7 protein-coding genes and 4 pseudogenes are annotated in these 19821 nt (G+C 62.7%); 7 read left to right on the forward strand and 4 right to left on the reverse strand.

The window, feature by feature from the left end:
- The first annotated feature begins 590 nt into the window (after window positions 1-590).
- From HD596_RS08795 to HD596_RS08825, 7 genes and pseudogenes are all read left to right on the forward strand, one after another.
- Window positions 591-2423 (forward strand): hypothetical protein, encoded by a 1833-nt coding sequence (locus HD596_RS08795; protein WP_185068788.1) that lies wholly within the window; start codon window positions 591-593, stop codon window positions 2421-2423.
- Window positions 2423-3868 (forward strand): hypothetical protein, encoded by a 1446-nt coding sequence (locus tag HD596_RS08800; RefSeq protein ID WP_185068789.1) that lies wholly within the window; start codon window positions 2423-2425, stop codon window positions 3866-3868. Before HD596_RS08795 ends, HD596_RS08800 begins: the two co-directional genes overlap by 1 nt.
- Complete coding sequence (locus HD596_RS64685) at window positions 3865-8895, forward strand: FtsK/SpoIIIE domain-containing protein (RefSeq protein ID WP_185068790.1); 5031 nt, start codon at window positions 3865-3867, stop codon at window positions 8893-8895. Before HD596_RS08800 ends, HD596_RS64685 begins: the two co-directional genes overlap by 4 nt.
- A 671-nt stretch (window positions 8896-9566) precedes the next feature.
- Window positions 9567-10429 (forward strand): annotated as a pseudogene (locus HD596_RS08810) (IS256 family transposase); the annotation flags it as partial.
- Between the two features lie 55 nt (window positions 10430-10484).
- A pseudogene (locus HD596_RS08815) lies at window positions 10485-12587 on the forward strand (ISAzo13 family transposase).
- A 13-nt stretch (window positions 12588-12600) separates the two neighbouring features.
- Window positions 12601-12903, forward strand: a pseudogene (locus tag HD596_RS61480) (transposase); the annotation flags it as partial.
- Window positions 12904-13156: 253 nt separating this feature from the next.
- A pseudogene (locus tag HD596_RS08825) lies at window positions 13157-14194 on the forward strand (IS110 family RNA-guided transposase); the annotation flags it as partial.
- An 811-nt stretch (window positions 14195-15005) separates the two neighbouring features.
- On the opposite strand, the gene HD596_RS08830 reads toward HD596_RS08825, so the two are convergent.
- The 4 genes from HD596_RS08830 to HD596_RS08845 all read right to left on the reverse strand — a co-directional run bounded on the left by HD596_RS08830 (window position 15006) and on the right by HD596_RS08845 (window position 19247).
- On the reverse strand, window positions 15006-16373 hold the full coding sequence (locus tag HD596_RS08830) for a caspase family protein (protein WP_185068791.1): 1368 nt from the start codon (window positions 16371-16373) through the stop codon (window positions 15006-15008).
- Between the two features lie 32 nt (window positions 16374-16405).
- A complete protein-coding gene (locus HD596_RS08835) occupies window positions 16406-16753 on the reverse strand; it encodes an effector-associated constant component EACC1 (protein WP_185068792.1) in 348 nt (115 codons plus the stop codon).
- Between the two features lie 1503 nt (window positions 16754-18256).
- The gene (locus HD596_RS08840) at window positions 18257-18496 is read right to left on the reverse strand and encodes a hypothetical protein (RefSeq protein WP_185068793.1); all 240 of its coding nucleotides are present in this window, start codon (window positions 18494-18496) and stop codon (window positions 18257-18259) included.
- A gap of 73 nt (window positions 18497-18569) precedes the next feature.
- On the reverse strand, window positions 18570-19247 hold the full coding sequence (locus HD596_RS08845) for a hypothetical protein (RefSeq protein WP_185068794.1): 678 nt from the start codon (window positions 19245-19247) through the stop codon (window positions 18570-18572).
- Between the last annotated feature and the right edge of the window lie 574 nt (window positions 19248-19821).

The raw sequence follows: 19821 nt of genomic DNA on the forward strand, positions 1-19821 counted from the left end.
CTGCGAGACCAACGTCAAGCAAGACGTCATGCTTCTGGGTCGCCCTGGGCGATACCGAGGGCGAGCCACCGCAGCCAGCGCAAGGTTCACGAATAGCGGGGGAACGACGCCCTCATCAAATTTCGGTCTCTGCTTGGCCCGCAAGGGGCATAGCTCATCCATGCGTGGTCCCCTATCGGTCTTTGCCTATCAGGACTGACGGAACGAGCGGTCACCGCACTCGATCAAGGATGAGTGCATGCGTAGACCGATATCTGAATGTAACCTGACGTGCTGATCGCAGCGGTTCTACGCCTCACCTGCCGACATCACGGACATTCTGAATAAGCTCATCAACGACCGTCAATGCGCGCTGTTGTCACCCAGAGGTCATCAAAGCCCACGTCGCTCACGTTTAAGCGCGATCGCAGTCAACATTGAGTGCCGCATCACCAAGCATGAGGATCAATGATCCTCGCGGTCTCCGGCACAGTCACGTAGCGTGAGCCAGGCGAACTTCAGCGATCGGCCGGGGAATTTGATCTACCGACAGCGGCTCCGACCGCTAGAATTTCACAACGCTCTCGGCTCGGTCGACAAAGGACAAAAGCATGCCGCTAGAGGTCAACAAACACGTTCAACGGATACGTCGTTACCAGCCGTTCGACGCCGACACCTCCGAGATGATCTACGAGCTGCAGGCGGACTGGACGCAGTCTTTGTTCCCCGTCGTAACGCTGACCTACTTGCTCGATGCCATCGAACGACCGACCATGAAGACCATCGTCCTGACCGGGGACGCCGGGCATGGCAAGACAAGTTTGTGCGCCAGCCTCCTGGCCGAGCTGCGGGTCGATGCCGAGACAGTCACACCAGAGATCCGGAAGACGGTTTTCCGCGAGTTGTCCGACGCCGGCGATGCCAGCCGCCCCATAGGTCAGACCCGTAGCGGACGTCCGCTTTACATCCTCAAGGATCTCAGCGAGCTCAGCGTGCCGGCGGGCGCTCGCAAACTCGTGGAGTTGCTCGACCCTGCGGATGGGGGTGTCGCGATCATCTGCGCGAACGAGGGCCAGCTACGCAAGTGCGCCGCTGAAGACGATAACCTCGACAAAGGCGGCACGGGGCGCGCCAAGATCCTGGTGACGACCCTCACGAAGGGCATCCTCTGCGGGCAGGTGAGCGACCCCGATGGCACAGTCACCGTCATCAACCTCAACTACCAGTCCGTAGCGGCCGACAGCTCCAACGGCGGGCTCATCCTGTGGGTCCTGAAGCAGTGGACGACAACTCAATGGTCACGATGGAAGTCCTGCGAGACCTGCGATGCACGGGTAGTCTGCCCCATCCTGGCCAACCGCATCGAGCTCAGCGATCCCACCCGTGGGCCTCAGCGCCGGGCCGCGGTCCGGGACCTGTTCGCCGCAGCCGAGCGCACCGGGGCCGTGGTTACGACCCGTCAGGCGCTATCGGTGATCAGCTACATGCTCACGGGTGGCCTTTCCTGCGAGAACGTTCACGCCAGGTACCAGCGGTCACATTCGAACAGGTTATGGCAAGCTCCCCACTTGTACCATCAAGCGCTTTTTGGTGACCGGCTGACCCAGCAACAGCGTCATCTGGTGCCTGCCTTCTTCGCATTACGAAAACTGGACCCTGGCAAGGTTTCCCGCCGCCAGGTCGACGACCGGTTGGACCCGGACACGGCCGGCGACTTCCCTCCCGCGGACGCTGGTAGCTACCTGCAGAAGGTCCGTACGAGTCGGGACGCCCAAAAACAGGCCGAACAGTTGCGAAGCGTGTACACGTTCCTGCGGCGAGCTGACTTCTTCAACAGCGACGACGATAGGGATCGGTTCGCCCGTATGGGCCTGCTGGCCGGCGACGACTTTGTCATTGTCCAGGACAAGAACCGGGACCCGGCAGACACCAGGGTACGAGACCGCTTTCTCAAGGGACTGGAGGCCGTCCAGGGCATCCACCGGGCGGGGAGCAACCCCGACTTCCTGATACTAGATCCAGCCTTTTTCACCCACCGCGGCCGTGCGGCCGTGATCTCTCGGCGAGTGCCCAGCAAGGGTGTCGAGGTTGTTGACCAGGTCACCCTGTGGCAAGTGAGAAGCCAGACGGGCGTCGCCCCTGAGATGCAGAACGCCGTCGAGTGGCTCAACCGGGCCATCTACATCCGTATCCCGGCCGTCGTGGCTGGACAAGACGCGGTCTCGGTGGAAGCGGACCTGTTGCGCTTTGAATTGCTCACGCGGTGGGCCGCTGGCCTGCGCAGCGAGGTACAGCATGAGGCAGAGATCCGCGGTCTGAGTGGATCCCTGGCAGAGCTGGCCGACTCGTCGAACAAGGACGACGAGATCCAGGTATTGGCGGGCAACACCATGAGAAAGCTCATGATCGACGTCGGCGATAAGATCAGGTCGGTGCGTGCCTGATGGCTGATCGTTCCAAGGCTGAGGTCGTCCTTCGGCTCTTCGGGGTAAATCTCGAACGGCAGGGCCGCGGCTTCTACGTCCCGCTCGAGATGCTCGCGATCGCCCGTGGCGTCTACCTGGCGCATCAGGAAAACCCGGAGAAGTTTGCAGGGCTCCTGGACGGCGGAGCCGATATGGTTTACAGAAGGACCTCGCACGACCTGGCCCGGCGGATCGCGACCAGGGCCTACATTGTCGAGGGCGACGAGGAACTGAGCAAGGCCGTCGAGCTGGATTCCCCCGAGACGATGGCAACGCTCCACGCCCTGTTCTCCTCCCTGTTGGTCGAAATCCCCGGGCGTCGTAGCCAACCCGGTTGGTTCGGCGTGCACATCTATCCGTTCGTCGGTGAGCTCATCCACTACGACGCAGTCGAACGACGAATCAAGCAATCCGATGCCTCCGCCAAGAACAGCGATAAGAAGCGCAAGCAAGCCAGCAAGGTTGCGCCTGGCATCAATGCTCCGAGTATCGAGCGTTACCTCTTCCGCGATGGCGGGGAATGGGCTTACAAAGTCCTACGCAGCGACCCTGATCCCGACCGCAAGGAAGCGACTCGAAAGGGTATGGCCGACCTCGTGCAGGACAGTGGCACCCCGTTGGGCAACCTTGCCAAAGCCCTCAGCGCGCATGACTTCGATTACGACGAAGCACCCGTGGAGGGCATGGACAAGGGAATCACGCTGCACGAGGATCTCAGCCCGTGGCCCGATCTGCTCCGGGGAGGAACTCGCAACATCGTCACTCGGATCGCAACGGTCCCCAGAGCCAAGCGCACCGAGAGCCTCATGCACTGGGTCCCCTACTGCTTGGCGCGCCACCAGCTGCATCTCGCACGCATGAAGCTCGGCGCCACCGGTCAGGTGTCGATCCTGTTGGACTTCGGCAACGAGGCGACTCCGCTGCGTACAGAGTCGCAGAAGAACCTAACCCGCTTCCGTAACGACATCGTCAACGCGATCAACGTTCAGGCTCGAGAAATGATCGACGAAGCCGAGGGCGACGAGGGCAGGAGGCGCCGCTACGAGAGATTCACCAAGGAGGCGGGCAACGCGGTCGCCTCGCCCCGAGCATTCTTCAGCGAGACCCTAGCTGCTGTGGGGGCCCTGAACGCGACGGCTGGCCGCCGACACTTCACCATGAAGCCCCCGATGCTCGAGAGTCTGGTATCCGCCACCATCCCGCAAGGAACGGAGATGGAGTTCGACCAGTTCTGTAAACTGCTGTACGAGAAGTACGGGCTCGTAGTAGAGAACAAGGTCGCGGCTGCGAGCCCGTTGGCCTACGAGGTCGACTCATCGTTCCTTGAACACAACGGCAAGGCGTTCAGGGAAAAGCTGGCCGCTATCGGTTTGCTCACTCAGTATTCAGATGCCACCAGCATGGTCCGAGGGGAGCCCCGGTGACCGACAGTAGTATCCGAGCGCTCGGTCGGTTCGTCGCCGACGAAGCGCTCCGCAAGGTCACCGACATCAGTGGAGCCCGTGCCGTCCTGCGAGTCAGCGGATTCGATCGGCCGACCGTGGCCGAAGCGCTCCGTCGCACCGCCCAGAGGCTGTCGGAGTCGCCGGGCCGTCAGGTTGTCGTCAAGGTCGGCACCTCGGAGCCAATCAAAGGCGTACCGGTTGACTACCTGCTGGACCCGCAGGACCAGCTGACCAAGTGGCGAAATTCTGGACAGGGTGCGGCGGTGCTGCTCTTCGAGTGGGGAGAATCTCCGGACGCACAGGGGCTGGCGGCCATGAACGCCCTTGACGATGCTGCAATCCTGGGGGACCACCACGACACCTCTGGCGAGCACGGGTTCGAAAGGTTCATGGCAGAAGCGTGGCGGGAAGCCGGTGGCATCGGTACCGTTCCGGCCCTCATGGCCACCCTATTGCCGGAGATCTGGCGTGCTGTCACCGATGAGGAGCCCCGGTCCTTGCACCGCTGGGCGACCTTCCTGGTCGAAACCGCGCAGAGAGTCGCAGCAACTCACGTCCACACCCCTGAAGCGGTCTACCCCGAGATCTCTGCAGCCCTACCCGCTCTTGACCTCTTTCCGGACCGAGGGCTCTCCATCAAGCCCGCCGCGCTGCCCGCCCGAATCAAGAAGAACGTCTGGGTCAGTGCCTTCAAACAGCCCACCGGCAAGGAGATCACCGAAGACGACCTGATAGACCGCATTGCCACCACCGAGTTCAGCAACGAGTCCTTGGAGTACATCGGTACCGACTCCGAGACTGCCAAAATGCGCATGCGCAGCCTCGTACTCAACCTCAACCGCAGTGGCTCTAGCCCACAGGATCCTCGTCAGCTTCGCCGCGAGCAGGACCTGACCCTCTGGCTCGAAGTCTTCGAGCAGAAGTCCAAGAAGATCGGCCTAGGCCAGCAGATCCGTCAGGAGATCGAGCGAACCGCCGCAGAGCGGATCAACGAGTACGACGCCATGATGATCGAAGACGCGCTCGACCGCGGAGACCAGGAATCCGCACAGCGCTTCCTTGACGAGGCTCCCGTCGGAGGAACCGAACCGCTAGCCGACCTGCTGTCCAAGCGATGTCGCCGCAAAGTCGAAAAGCTCGCCTTTCCGGACTCTCAATTCGTCCATGACCCACTGCGTGCCCTGCTGCGGGAGCTGACCTATTTTTCCGACGAAGAGGAAGGCTCTGTCGTCGTCGGGCTTGAAGGCAACCAGGAAACCGGACAGTGGAGCCGCTGGCTGTTCGCCTTTCTGTACGCACGCACCCTGCGAGATGTCCAGGACTCCACCGGACTTCGCCTGACTCTCGAGGTCAGGGAGTGCCTGCTGGACCTGAACATGCCGTGCCTGCCGAAGGAAGACGAGCCGTTCGACCCGAACATCGAGTGGGCCCCGCTGCGCATCCTGGTCGAGATGGACGGTGCCGCCCAGCGGCGCTTCCGCTGGGACCCCCTGGGCATCCCTGGCCAGATCGCTCTGGCGGCCCTCATCCGCGGCTGGAGACCTCCCCCCGGCCATGCCAGCAATCTGACCTTCGACACCTTCCTTCAGAAGTTCAACGAGCCCAGGCACTGGCAGGTTGACGAGCCCGTGCCCGACCCCACATCACATTTCGCCGGCCAGATGGAGCGCCTCAAACAGAAGCACTTCAAGCGGTTCTCGGACGGGCTCGACGCCGAGAACATCAACGAGTACGTACGTGAATGGGAAGGCATACTTCGCGCAGCTCGCACCGCCCTGGTCCCCAACAACGCCCCCAACGCAGATCTCGAGGCCGTCGTCCTGACCGATGTCGTCGGGCTGGCCGACCACCGCATGATGATGCTGGCCACCCACCCGCTGAAGCTGCGCTGGCTGGCAAAGAACTACGCGGAGGCCGCCGACAGCATCAAGACGGCCCTGAACAAGGAGGGAGGGCTGAGCCTCAACCAGGAGAACGAGGACCTCTTCTTCGACGCCATCGATCGTATATCCCCACATGGGACACCTGCGATCCTCGTCGGGCCCGGCGGCACGGTTGCCATTCCGATGCGGGAATCGGCCGGACACGAGGAGTACGCGCCTGTCCGCCACGGCGGCAATGAGTCCAAGGACTGGCTCTCCAGCGTTGACGAGACCGCGATCGATGAGATGGTTCGCGTCATCACCGACTACCTGACGACCTACCCCCACAAGCTCGACGGCCTACGCTTACTGCTCCTGGATCGCAACGGCGACCCCGTACTGCCCATGCGCGTGGCAAAGCAAATGCGGGCCAAGAACCCCCGTCTGAAGGTCGATCTTGTCGTGCTGGCTCCCCAAGCAACCCATCACGAGATCATCCAGGGTTTCGACCCGCAGTTCTCCAGCGCGGAGATGTCCGAGGACAGCTTCCTGCCCGACGTCCAACTCATCCTGCAAGCATGGGAGCCCGAACAAGAAGCAGACCTGTCAGGGCTGGAAGACACCATTGACCTCGCCCTGGCCCCGGCGCTCTTCGGCACCCAGACCAGTATCAAGGAGAGCACCAAGAAGGAATCCTTGTCGGGCTCCTTCAACTCCTGGAAGCACCCGGCCTCCCATAATCTGGCGCAAACCAGCGAGAACGTCGTAAGAGCGCTGTTGCCCGAGACCGCCGACGAGACACTTGAGTCCTGGTCAACCCTGTGCGTGCGCTACGACCGCCGTTCTCCGGTCTCCAGAGAGAGCGTCGACGGCATCGACTACTTCGAGATGCAGGTGCAGTTCGACCAGCACCAAGGCTTGTTCACCGCCCTACACCGCGTGGCCCACTGGGTCGTCACCCTCGACAGTTTCATCGGACGCGAGCAGATTGATGCCCTGCGTAACCGTCCTGACGTCATCCTCGTCAAGCCCAGTGTCGGCAAGAACGAGTCCTACACCCTTATTGTCAGCTCGCAGACCGGCCAGCAGTTTGTGGTCCAACGACTGCGGCGCCGGTTGGAGCAGATCGGGGTCGTTACTCCGCGGGACTCCGAAGGCACCGCTAAGCGGATCTACGAGGTAGGCCGCAATGTGGCCCCTGGCGCCGTGCTGCGCTCCCTCGGCATCGGCACCACGGTCAACGAAGTCGTCGGCCTGGTCGCCACCCGGTTCGTTATTGACCAGCAGTTCCCCGTCCCTCCGCAGGGCACGAGCCTGGTCACCTGGATCAGCTTCGACGAGCACCACCGCTGGTTCGGCCGGGGACTCAAGACTCGTGCCGATCTGGGCCGCTTCCTGCTGACCGTCCAGGATGACGGCATGGTTCGCCTGGATATCCTGGTCGCCGAGTCCAAGTTCCGCCAGACCTTCGACGTCGGCTCGGCCGAGGAACAACTCAACCGCACCACCGACCTATGCGAGGACGCCTTTCGCTCGGACGGCGAGGTTCGCCACGACCGTCCCTTCTGGCTGGACGAGCTTGCCGCCGCGATCGCTCAGACCAGTGGAAACGTCCTAAAGGCTGCAGACCTTCCAGCTCGTACCGTGATCGGCGACGACGACCACCGTCAGATCGAGGCGAAGGTCCTTGACGCCCTACGCTCCGAGGATGTCCAGCTCGGTCAGGTTACTGGCGTTGCCGTGGCTATCTCAGCCGAGGACGACCAGCCAGCTCCGATGGTCGGAAGCCTCGGCAAGCACACCCTGGTGAGGCTGAACAAGCACGAGCTGCTGAACCTCATCGGCGCTCTGCGGGCAAATCAGGACCCCGCCAATGCAGACCCCCTTGTTGACCTCGGCGGGACCGTGAAGGTCTCTGACCCCGCCGCCCAGACCACCTCGACAGAGATTTCCACCAGAATGCCTACCTCGGAAGAACCGACGGCACCTGCCGAGGTTGTCGGAACGACTGCTCCAACAAACGCGCCGGGAGTGGTAGTTGCGCGCCACTCTGCCGCAGAGGTGGATCCTTTCCCTCGGAAGGCTCGCCACAGTGGGCTCTCCGAGGAGGAGCTGAGGCTTCGATACAACAAGGTCCTTGACGTCTTCGTCCGCCACAAGGTCGAGGTCACCTCCCCGGAGGTCGACAAGTGGCAGGAGGGGCCCGGCTTCTACATCTTCCGCTTCATCCCCCATCCTGGGGTCACCGTTGACAAACTGACCAACCGGCGAGACGAGATCTTCCTGGCTCTGGCGCTACCCTCCGGGTTCAGCATCCGCACCCGCAGCGACCGCGGCTCCGTACTATTTGAAATCCCCAAGATCGATGGCGAAATGTACGGGGTTGACGCCAAGGTGCTGTGGCAGCAGTGCCCAGTTGATCCCGAGAGCCTCATAACCCCGCTGGGCGCCGACATCGAGGGCAACCCGGTCACCATTGACCTCTCCTCCGCAGACTCACCGCACTTGCTGGTGGCCGGCACGACCGGATCAGGAAAGTCCGTTGCCCTGGACACGATCCTCAAGGGCTTGATCCGGTACGACAAGAGTGCCCTGCGACTCCGTCTCGTTGATCCTAAGGGCACCGAGCTTGTCGACTTCGAGGACGACCCTCACCTTGATGGCGTGATCGGTATGGACGCCGCCGATGCGATCGAAATTCTTAAGGCAACCGTCGAAGAGATGACCGAGCGCTATAAGGACATGAAGGCGATCCGCGCACGCAAACTCGTCGAGTACAACGCCAAGGTCAACAAAGCAGACCGAAAGCCATGGATAGTCGTCGTCCTGGACGAGTACGCCGACCTCACCAGCGATCCTGAAGAGAAAAAGCAGATCGAAGCGCTGCTCAAGCGCCTAACGCAGAAGGCCCGCGCTGCGGGCATCCACGTCATCGCAGCGACGCAGCGACCGAGCGCGGACGTCATCTCGACGACCATCCGCTCCAATTTCCCCGCCCAACTCGCCCTGCGGGTCAAGACTGCGACCGACAGTCGCATCATTCTGGACGAGACCGGAGCCGAAGCTCTGGCCGGACATGGCGACGCCTTTCTGCACACGGCTAAGGGCACCACACGACTGCAGGTGGCCTACGACGGGAGCTAAACAAGCCTCGCCAATCACCCCAGCCGCGCAGCGGCTGAAGCCGTGACGATCGCGTACTTCGGTGCCCGCCGGTTGTGGTCGGGCGATCGACGCCAAGCCCCTCCTTCGTCGGGACTCGGCACCGGGTGACCATAGTTGAGGCAGATCGAAAGCTGACGACAACGGTGACGACACGCCAGCCACCGCGGGCGTGCAGCGGGAGGTTGGTACCACCGCTGGCCTCGGCTCGGATTATCGGTACCAGGGCAGTCGGTCCGTCTTAAAGCGGAGGTCATGCTGCCGCGCCGCTTCCGGTGCTGGCGCCTTGGCGGCCCTGCGCTCCGGGCCGACTGCGCTTGACAACCCGGTACCGCCCGGCAGGCGTTGCTGTACAGCAGCAGCACCTCACGCGATCTCATGCTTCTTGCCCGCCGCCCACCGCCCAAGCTGGGCGCCGAGGCGCTGACCGCGCTTCTGCCGTTCGCTACGGATCAGAGGTTGGGAAGGGGAGCAATCGTACGCTCGGTGATGCTATTTGGGGAGGGTATAACGGTATCGGGTTGGTAGGAGGGCTTGGTCCGCTGGCTGCCAGTCTGTCCAGCGGCGAAGTCGGCCTTCCGTATGTGTGAATGCTGCCATCGGCGGGTCTGTACGGTCACTGGTGTAACTCCTGATCAAGGAGAAGACACCTGATGAGTAGTGTGATCCAGGCATCGACGGAGATCGACCTGGAGGACGCCGAAGTGGCGCGCAAGCAGCCCAAGGCCAGCAAGGCCAAGGACTCGGATCGGGAGCTGGTGGCCCGGCTGGTCGCCCAGGCCCGCGCCGAGGGCGTGGAACTGGTGGGCGAGAACGGGCTGCTCGGCAGGCTGACCAAGCTGGTGCTGGAGTCCGCTCTGGAAGGTGAGATCACCGACCATCTCGGCTACGACAAGCACGAACGTGGTGGTAGCGAGACAGGCAACAGCCGCAACGGCGCCCGGTCCAAGACCGTCATCACCGATGTCGGGCCGGTGGAGATCAGCGTGCCGCGCGATCGGGACGGCAGCTTCGAGCCGAAGATTGTGCGCAAGCGGCAGCGGCGGCTGTCCGGTGTGGATGAGATGGTCATCTCGCTGGCCGCCAAGGGGCTCACGACCGGCGAGATCTCCGCGCATCTGGCGGAGGTGTACGGCGCCGAGGTGTCCAGGCAGACCATCTCCACCATCACCGACAAGGTGCTGGAGGGCATGGCCGAATGGCGGAATCGGCCGCTCGACCCCGTCTACCCGGTCCTGTTCATCGATGCCATCCACGTGAAGCTGCGCGAGGGCCAGGTCGCCAACCGGCCGATCTACGTGGCGATGGCGGTCACCATGGACGGCGAGCGGGACATCCTCGGGCTGTGGGCCGGCGACGGTGGCGAGGGCGCCAAGTTCTGGCTGCACGTGCTGACCGAGATCAAGAATCGCGGCGTCGGTGATGCGTTGATGGTGTCTGCGACGGCCTCAAGGGGCTGCCGCAGGCCATCGAGAGCGTCTGGCCCCAAGCGGTCGTTCAAACGTGTGTCGTGCATCGGAGTTGTAAGGAAACAACACGGTGCCTCGTGGTTTCCGGTTCGATGGGGCGGTATGGCCATCCCGGACGAGGTCCGCGATCAGCTCGCGTTGCGGTTCGCGGTGTTGTTGCCGCATCTGAACGAGCGTCAGCGGCGGTTGGCGTTGGCGACCGAGGCCCGGCTGCTGGGGCATGGGGGTGTTCGGCTGGTCGCGCGGGTGACAGGGGTCAGCGAGAGCACCGTTCGCAAGGGCGTGTTCGAACTCGAGGCCGGGGTTGAGCCGCTGCCTGATGGACGGGTCCGGCGCTCGGGTGGGGGCCGGTTGCGGGCCGAGGTGGTTGATCGGCTTCTGCTACCGGCGTTGATGGGGCTGGTCGAGCCGGACGAGCGAGGTGACCCGGAGTCCCCGTTGCGGTGGACGACGAAGTCGCTGCGGCACCTGGCCGACGAACTCACGCGTCAGGGGCATCGGGTGACCGCGCCGACGGTGGGTCGGCTGTTGAAGGAGAACGGGTTCAGCCTGCAGGGCACCGCCAAGGTCTTGGAGGGCGATCAGCATCCTGACCGGGATGCGCAGTTCCGTTATCAACGCACAGGTCAAGGACCATCAGGCGGCGGGCGAGCCGGTGGTCAGTGTGGATGCGAAGAAGAAGGAGCAGGTGGGGTTGCTGCCGATGGCCAGGCGGGAATGGCGGTCTCGCGGTGACCCGGTGCAGGTCGAGGACCACAGCTTCTGGGCCGGCCCGAACGTCGAGACAGTCGTCCCCTATGGGATCTACGACATGACCGCCAACACCGGGTGGGTGAACGTCGGGGTCGACCACGACACCGCGGCCTTCGCGGTCGCCTCGATCCGCCGCTAGTGGCAGGCGCGCGGTCACCTGGACTACCCGGATGCGTCCCGGCTGCTGATCACCGCGGACGCGGGCGGGTCGAACAGCTACCGCTACCGGCTCTGGCAGGCCGAGCTGGCCGCGTTCGCCGCCGAGGCCGGCTTGACGGTCACGGTCTGCCACTTCCCGCCGAGCACCTCGAAATGGAACAAGATCGAGCACCGGTTGTTCTCCCACATCACCATGAACTGGCGCGGACGGCCGTTGACCAGCCACCAGGTCGTCCTCAACACGATCGCGGCCACCACGACCTCGACCAGGCTGAAGGTCGAAGCCGCCCTGGATCCCGGCTCCTATCCGACCGGGATCGGGATCAGCCGCGACCAGCTCCACGCCCTGCCGATCACCGCGCATACCAAACACGGCGCCTGGAACTACAGCATCGCCCCAGCCAGCGGCACGACCGCCCCGCCGCGCGCCGACCAGCGGGCCGCAGCTCGGACGCAGACCCTCGTCATGCTCGCCAACCTCCGCCTGACCGGTATGAGCAGTGACGAACTCAGCGCACTACAGGCCCGGCTTGCTCCGGCCCAGGAGGCTCAGGCTGAGCAGCGCCGGTTCGTGCTGCGCGGCGGCCGACGGGTCGCCACCACCGGCCGCAGCCGCGCCCTGCTCTCCGGCTCCGACGAGGTCTTGATCACCGTCATCTACCTGCGGCAGGTCTGCCCGCAAAAAGGCTGTGTGACCTGCTCGGGATCAACCCGGTCACCGTCGGCCAGGCGATCAAAGCCACCCGGCAGCTCCTGGACGAGAAGAAGATCAGCATCACCCCGACCGTCGTCCGCTACTTCACCCGAGCCGACGACCTACGCGCCTGGGCCACCAGCACCGACCCCGCCGCGCACACTCCGGCGCACCCGACCCTCCTCGCACTGACCGCCCCGCACTTGACCGGCATGAACCGCGACCAGTTAGACAGCCTGCTCGAGAAGTTGATCGTGCCCTACGCCGCCGCGATCGAACAGCGCCGCCACCGCCAACGCGGAGGCAACCGCCGCCCCGGCACCCGCAGCGGCGTCTTCCGCCAGAAGATCACCGACGGTGATCGGATCCTCGCCACGATCCTCTACCAACGCCGCGTCTGCACCCTCAACGTTCTCGCCGAACTCTTCGACATCAGCAAAGGCACCCTCTGGAACGCGATCAACGACGTCTTTCCCGTCCTCGACACCCATCACGCCCCGATCACCCCCGCAGACCACCGCTACGCCACGGCCGCCGACCTTCTCACCTCGATCCAGGCGCCACAAGAACACCCCGACCCCGGGAAACCAGCATGTTGATTCTTGGCAGCCACATCTGCTGCGGGCGAGCTTCCGGTATGCCGCCCGCCAGCACTGGGACGCCATCGCCAAGGCCCTCAAGCCGGTCTACACCGCGCCCACCGAGGCGGCCGCGCTCGAGCGCTTCCTGGAGTTTGCGGAGGTCTGGGGCGGTAAGTATCCCGCGATCGTGAAGTTGTGGGAGGACGCCTGGGCCGAGTTCGTGCCCTTCCTCAACTTCGACACCGAGATCCGCCGGGTGATCTGCTCGACCAACGCCATCGAGTCGGTCAACGCCCGCATCTGGCGGGCGGTCAAGGCCCGCGGCCACTTCCCGAACTGTGAGTATGGGGATGTGCCGCTTCGGCTCGCTGCCTGACCCGTTCCCTAACTGGCCCTGCGGGTGTCTTGTGTTCGATCTGTCGGCTGCGAGTTCGAAGCGGTGCTTGCTGTCGCCGGAGCGGAGCGAGCGTGTCCCGATAGTGGCCTTGCTGCGAACAAGAGCACCGTCACAGTTCTGACCGCTGCTCCGCGTCCGGCGTCGGCCATCACCCCTGATGCGATCAAGGAGTCACATGACCGCCTCCAGCATGCCGCAGCCCAACGCCGCCAGTCAGCTCCCCCATGACCTCGGTGAGGCGGTCTTGGGGGTGGACACCCATAAGGACGTCCACGTCGCCGCCGTTGTCTCAGTTGTCGGTGTCTTGCTGGGAAGCCAGGAGTTCCCGGCCAGCGAGGCTGGCTACCAGCAGCTTTCGTCCTGGGCCCGTAGTCTCGGGCAGGTAGTTCGGGCTGGAGTGGAGGGAACCGGTTCCTATGGGGCGGCGCTGACCCGTCATCTGCAGGGCGAAGGTGTCACGGTCATTGAGGTGAACCGGCCAGACCGGCAGATGCGTCGCAGTCGCGGCAAGAGCGACGCCACCGACGCCCACGCCGCTGCCATGGCTGTGCTGTCCGGGCGAGCCACTGCTATTCCCAAGGCCGGCGACGGTCAGGTCGAACAGATGCGGATCTACAAAGTCGCAAAGGACTCCGCGGTCAAGTCCCGCACCCAGGCCATCAATCAGCTGAAGATGTTGCTGGTCAACGCTGAGCCGTGGCTGCGCGCGTCCCTGACCGGCCTGACCAACGTCACGCTCGTGGCCCGATGCGCCGAGCTTCGACCCGAGGACCACTCCGGAACGGTGGCGGCCTCGATGCACACTCTGAGGCTGCTCGCCCACCGGATCCAGTACCTCAATGGGGAGGTCAGGGATCTTGAAAGGTGCATCACCGATGCCATCAAGGCAGTCGCCCCAGACCTCCTGGAGGAGTTCGGGGTCGGTGCCGACTCGGCCGCGATCCTCCTCATCGCCGCGGGTGACAACCCCGGACGCCTCCGCGACGAAGCGTCCTTCGCGGCGTTGTGCGGCGTCAGCCCCGTCGAGGCATCCTCCGGCAAGAGCCGACGCCGGAGGCTCAACCGCGGCGGTGACCGGCAGGCCAACGCAGCCCTGTTTCGGGTGATCCTTACCCGGCTGCGTTGCGATGAACGCACTCGCGACTACGTGGTCCGCCGCACTGCCGATGGCCTCTCCAAACGAGAGATCATGCGCTGTCTCAAGCGCTACCTCGCCCGCACCCTGTTCCGGATTATCCGCCCCGCGATCTCTGTTCACAGCGCTCCAGTGCGTCAACATGGCGATCATGAGCCTGGATCCGACCGGCAAGGGCCGCAAGCGCTGGATCACCCGCTGGAAAGCCGCCCTGAACGCCTTCGCCATCACCTTCGAAGGCCGTCTGACCCCGACCACCCGCTAATCAAACAAGATCGAGATACACCACTGACTGGACATACCCACACCTGGTGGTCAGAGAAGCTGGCCAAGAACGTCGCTCGCGACATAGCCACCAACGAGCACCTGCAACAGGCAGGGTGGCATGTCATTCGAATATGGGAGCACGAAGAACCATCAGAAGCAGCCACTCGCATCGTCAATGAGGTCATGCGGCACGGACGCGCAGGCGGAGCATGAACTACACGTCGCTTTGCGGTGCAACGGCAGCAAGCATGACCATCCGAATGCCTATTACACAGTCGCATTGCGCTGGGGAATGCGCGGGATGGTCTTTCCTGCTCGACGAGCCGGGCAGCTTACTTCTGCAGGTCGAACGAGGCAAACCAGCCTTACAATCCGCGCTCTCCTACAGCGAGAGCCGCGGCTTCGAATCCTGCTGGGCCACTCAGTCGGAAGTGGGGAAGCCACCTCCGCTATCCCATGCCCAACTGTCATGCCCGTTGCTACCCCCAGGCCTCCGTACCGAAGCATGACTGGACATCTTCGGTGCTCAGGCAGCCGCTGAACGCCATGTCCTCACCGTCCGAGCTACGAGATAGCCGCCTGGAAACCGGCTGGAGCATTCGCCTTCTTATCAGAATCCGCCCGATCAGACAGCAGCCTAGTCAGCTTGGCCGGCACGGAGCGTATCGAGGGCCCGCCGGCACACGGCATGCCAGGTCTCTCCACCCCGATCACGAACCAGCACACTGGCAACGACAGCCTCGTCGCACCTCCTGCCGTGCCAGGAACACCTCACCTGTGCCGCCAGCTGGCCCCCCGCATGATAGCTGGCATTGAAGTCGCGCTCCTGTACCAGCTGTGATCGCATGGTGGCGGCTTCGGTCATCGGCGGATCAGGGGGCACGTAGCCGTACTCCTCGAGACGCGCCCGTGCCTGTTCTCGCTCGTCGTCAGTGAACAGTGATGCGAACCTGCTCTGCAGGACAACGGCTTCGACACTGAGGTCGAGACGGTTGCGCTCCCATAGCGCGGTGAATCCATCAGAGACGCTTGGCGCGCTCAGCAGTTTTCGTGCGCTGGCGAGCCCGCCACGCTCGGAGACCATTTTGAGGAAATAGGTTGCGGGATATCCTGCCTCCTTTTGGGCGCGCTTGTAGATGTCGACCATGGCGGTATGGAATTCGAGCTCCAGACCCTGGACGCTTGTGGCGGGAGAAGCACCCGGTCCGGTCCTCGACCTCGCCGAGGGAGGGCTTGATGGACCCGCCCTCCGCTGTGCCGTGGTGGCCTGAAACGATTGCTGGGGAAGAACGGGCGCGCTGTGCGACGCGTAGGCTCTGTTCCGGATCAGAGTCAGTTGCCCCGCGGTGTTGCGATCGCGCTTTTGCGGTAGCGGACGTCCCTTGCCACGCATAACCGCGCGGACGTGGTTGTAGATGGTATCCAGGTCCAGCAGTGGGCCTCGCCCGGCAATCCCGTCCTGGAAGATTCGCAGCAGTTCGGCGGTGAAAGCGGTGTGTGGCTCGCCCACAGGCGCGAGCGCCTTCTGATTTTCTGCCGTTGCGGCCAGAACGTAGGTGCCCTCGGTGCTGGCCTCGTTGACGGCGGCGGTGACGGGATCGGCCATCGTGCCCAACGCTCGCCCGCTGTAGCAGCAGTCCAGGATGACGATGCGGCGGGTCGCGCGGCTTCCCAGCAACGCGTCTCTGATGTGGGCGTATGCTACGGCGGTGTACATGCGCTGAGAATCGGACCCTCTCAAGGCCAGGTGCAGGTCTCCACGCAAGTGATCGATCAGCCCGTGACCCGCGTAGTAGAGGACTACGGTGTCGATGGCTTCGTCTGCCGCATGCACGACCGGATCCAGCATGTCTGCGCTCGTCACCGGATCAGCCACGATCGCCACATGCTCGGGAGGAAGCCCCCAGATCTCATTCGCGGTCAGGACTTCGGCGAGGGACAACAGGTTGTCCTCCACGGAGGCCAGATCGGGAAGGGAGTCGTAGCGTGCCGTCCCGATCAACACGACCCGAGACAGGCGAGGATCTGGAACCATACTCATGATCGATCTGATTCGAGCATGCGAACGATCTTCTCGACCGTCTCAGGATCGCCATCCGATAGGACGATCTTCATGCCGTTGTGCTCGATGGTGGCGGACGGCTTTGCCGGGCGGGTGGAACGCCAGGAGACATAGGCGAGCGCAAAGGTAATCGCCTGAAAACCACTGTTCGTGATCAGTTCGATCACTTCCAGTGCGGAGCCCATCTCCCCGTCTTCGACGGGAGCACCGCCCAGTCGGATCTTCGCATGCCTTCGCATCTCCGGGTCATCGATCAGCCACTCACGGAGGGAGCGCAGCTCCTGTTCGGAACCGCGGCCATCGAATTGAATGCAGATAGACATGCTGATCCTCTCTACGCCGTGACCAGACTACGCTCGATCGACTTTCCTGCAGGACATCATGGTCCTCACTCCAACGCGGCGCAAAGACGAAGTGATTAGATCCTTGCATCCGGCGGCAGGGCCGAGGCAGGGGTGATTCCTGCTAGAGTCGCCAGTGACGGTAAGCGAATCTAGTTCGCCTTTGACCGAAGCGCGGCTGCAGCGATCAAAGTAGAGGCGACATCAGCGAGCAAACTGCGACCATTCGCCTACAGGGATCAGGCCAATGAAACATCCAGCCGAGTGTACGCACGGGTACTGCTGGTGAACATGGGATACTTTGTCGCCGGTGACCTCGTCGGCTCTACGAAGGCTATTGCCATGGCGAAAATGCCGGGATGCCTCACCACCACGCTCTCCACCGCCGAGACACGCACAATCAACCACTCATGAAGGAGAGGCACATCTGGGACGTTCGCACCAGATTGCCTTGCTGCCGATCCGTGCACTGGACAGCGCCAGCACAGCCGAGCTCGGCCCATCGGTCGCGAGACAACCCGCACACCTGACATCCGGGCGAGTCGCCTGCCGGGCCTCCTGGGGCGAGTCACCGGGTCATGGTCGGCTCGGGGCGGCCGCGACAGTGTTAACCACGATCCATCCGGCCGCGATCAGCACGAGTGCCACGGCTTGGACGTGCCCATCAGGATCTCAGGCGGTGTGGGACCCCAGGCCGATCAGCGGGATGAGCAGATCGCGGGAGCACCTGAACGGGTGCCAGACGGGACGCTCGTCCGTTTTGAGCGGGCACAGGCCAGCTACCGTGCCGCAGGTCACGCCGGAGAAACAGGCTGGCTAACGAGCAGCAGTCCGGTTACGCCAGCGAAGGCCCTACCGGGCAGATACCTATATCTGACGGTGATGTCCTGCATCAGACTCCTACGCTTGCCAGCTCGGTCGCGGGCACGTGCCGTACGGCGGGGCACGGACCGGCAACATTCAGGACAGCACTCGCAAGCATCACTCGCCAGCCATGCGGGGCCTCGCCGAGATAACTACTTTTACCACTTTATGGGTGACCCATAGCATGTGCGTATTGGTCAAGACCGCGAGCATTACCGCGCATGCACACAGGATTGCTGCGAGCCGATTGGGACTTGCATCACTATCGATCAGAAGTCCAGCAAGTGACAGGAGCGTTGCCACAGCAGCCCATCTCATACTTCTAGTATAAGAATTGAACAGGCGAGGCCATTGCTCTGTGCTGCGCAACATTTGAAACCTGGGGGAGCTGACAAATGTTAGTGCGACGGTGATGGCAGCGATGATGAAGCCGAGAAGTGTGCCGTGCAGCCCAAGGACTGCAGCATATATTTCCTTGCGACGGTTTGCCAATACAGCTTGGACCGGCTCGTTAAATATTGGATTCAGGGACAGCTTGTAGAGTATTAGCGAGACGACGGCGAACGCTAGAAGCTCTTTGGCGAACGGGGGGAGTCGCCTCCGCACCATCAGTCACACCTCTTAGGGGGATTTATCTGAACCCTTTGAGGCCACACTAGCGGACGAGGCCGACAAAAGATCTTCGCGCAACTCTTCGTAGGCGCGCACGATCTGCCGGTAAGCATCCTCCCTGTTCAAGACCCTGGACCGGTGAGTTAGTCGGAGGATCGTCCTCTTGGCGATGAGCTGATCTTCGAGAAGGTTGATTTCGTCGGCCTTGCCAGTCTCGCCATCCACAATAGTCGCTTTCAGTTCGTGCACATGCTCGCGGAGATCCTTCTTGCGAGTAAGCCTCTGCAAGAAGTGAAGCAAGTCTGACCTGAGGTCGACTCTCTTATACGGTTCCGGCTGGAGTATGAGTCCAATGACAGCGGCATCGCTTCCCAGCCGCAGCGTCGAGTGCCCTGCCGAGTGACTCATTTGCATCCGAGATGCTCTGCGTATACGACTTGCGGACACGCAAGGTCAGCTTTCGAACAGACTTGAGCCCTTCAAGTTGCTGGGCGACATCATGGTTGAGGAGCGCCTCAAGGGCAAATGGGGGACAAGATCCGGACAGGGCGTAGATCATATATGCAGCCAGCCGCTTAGCACGAGGGCCGTAAAAATTGTGCTCCACGCCAACGATACCGTTAGGGAACAGGCACATATGGGATGTTTCACACAGCCCTTCTTCATCGGTAAGAGCTAGGTTACGGAGGATCCCTCCGAGCTCGGACTGCGGGAGCGCGTTCTTTCGAATTGTTCCGAGCCGAACCTTAGCGATCTCTCCTACCGCGTCATCTACCCAGGCACACAAGCTACTGCCGTCCGCCTGACTCATGTAGCGGCGGCTGTCGGACTCGAAGGGAAGATCGTCGATCGCTTTGAGTCCCGCGTCGAGCTCGGCAGCGATGTTCCTCGGGATGCCTGTCTCGTCAGCACCAGCATCGATTCGGTAGAAGTAGATACTGCGCTTGACGGTTGGCGCCTTCGGCTGCCGAGACCTGCGCTGGGGGGCCGGAGAACTCATGGCTATAGAGTGCCACGTGCGACTGACTGGCGTGTCCCTAGTTGATATTCGCTCCGACAATCACCGTCAAATGATCAATTAATGCTATAAATTCGCACCAGTTCAGCAGCTTTGTCCCGCTTATCCAACAATGCCGAGAAAATGATCTTGGATCATCTCTCACACGCTTAGACCCGTGGAGCAACGCGGCGTGATGATTTTGAGGCCGCTGCCATTGAAGAACCTGCCCTACGGGTCTGCATGCTGTCTGATGACGCGGCACCCTCATCGCCAGCCTCAGGGATGCACTCGGGGTGATCTTGTTCGTTCTCTGAAGAAATCCTTCTCTTCTAGCTCGGCACGCATATGAGCTGTCACGCCACGGCGCTTCCGCTCCTCGGGCCTGTCGACTCGACGGTTCGGCGCTTCTGCCAACTGGCTGAGATGGTGGATCTTCGCTGAGTGCTGCACGCAGTCGACGCACGGTACAACAACGCCTCTTACGATCCCACGCTGTTTCGTGCTCCTTGCCCTCGCTCACAGCACCGGCAGGTTACCCGGGCATGCCGGCTCCGGCCCCAAGACCTGCCGGTGG

The sequence above is a fragment of the Nonomuraea jabiensis genome (genome assembly GCF_014204795.1).
Lineage (GTDB): Bacteria > Actinomycetota > Actinomycetes > Streptosporangiales > Streptosporangiaceae > Nonomuraea > Nonomuraea jabiensis.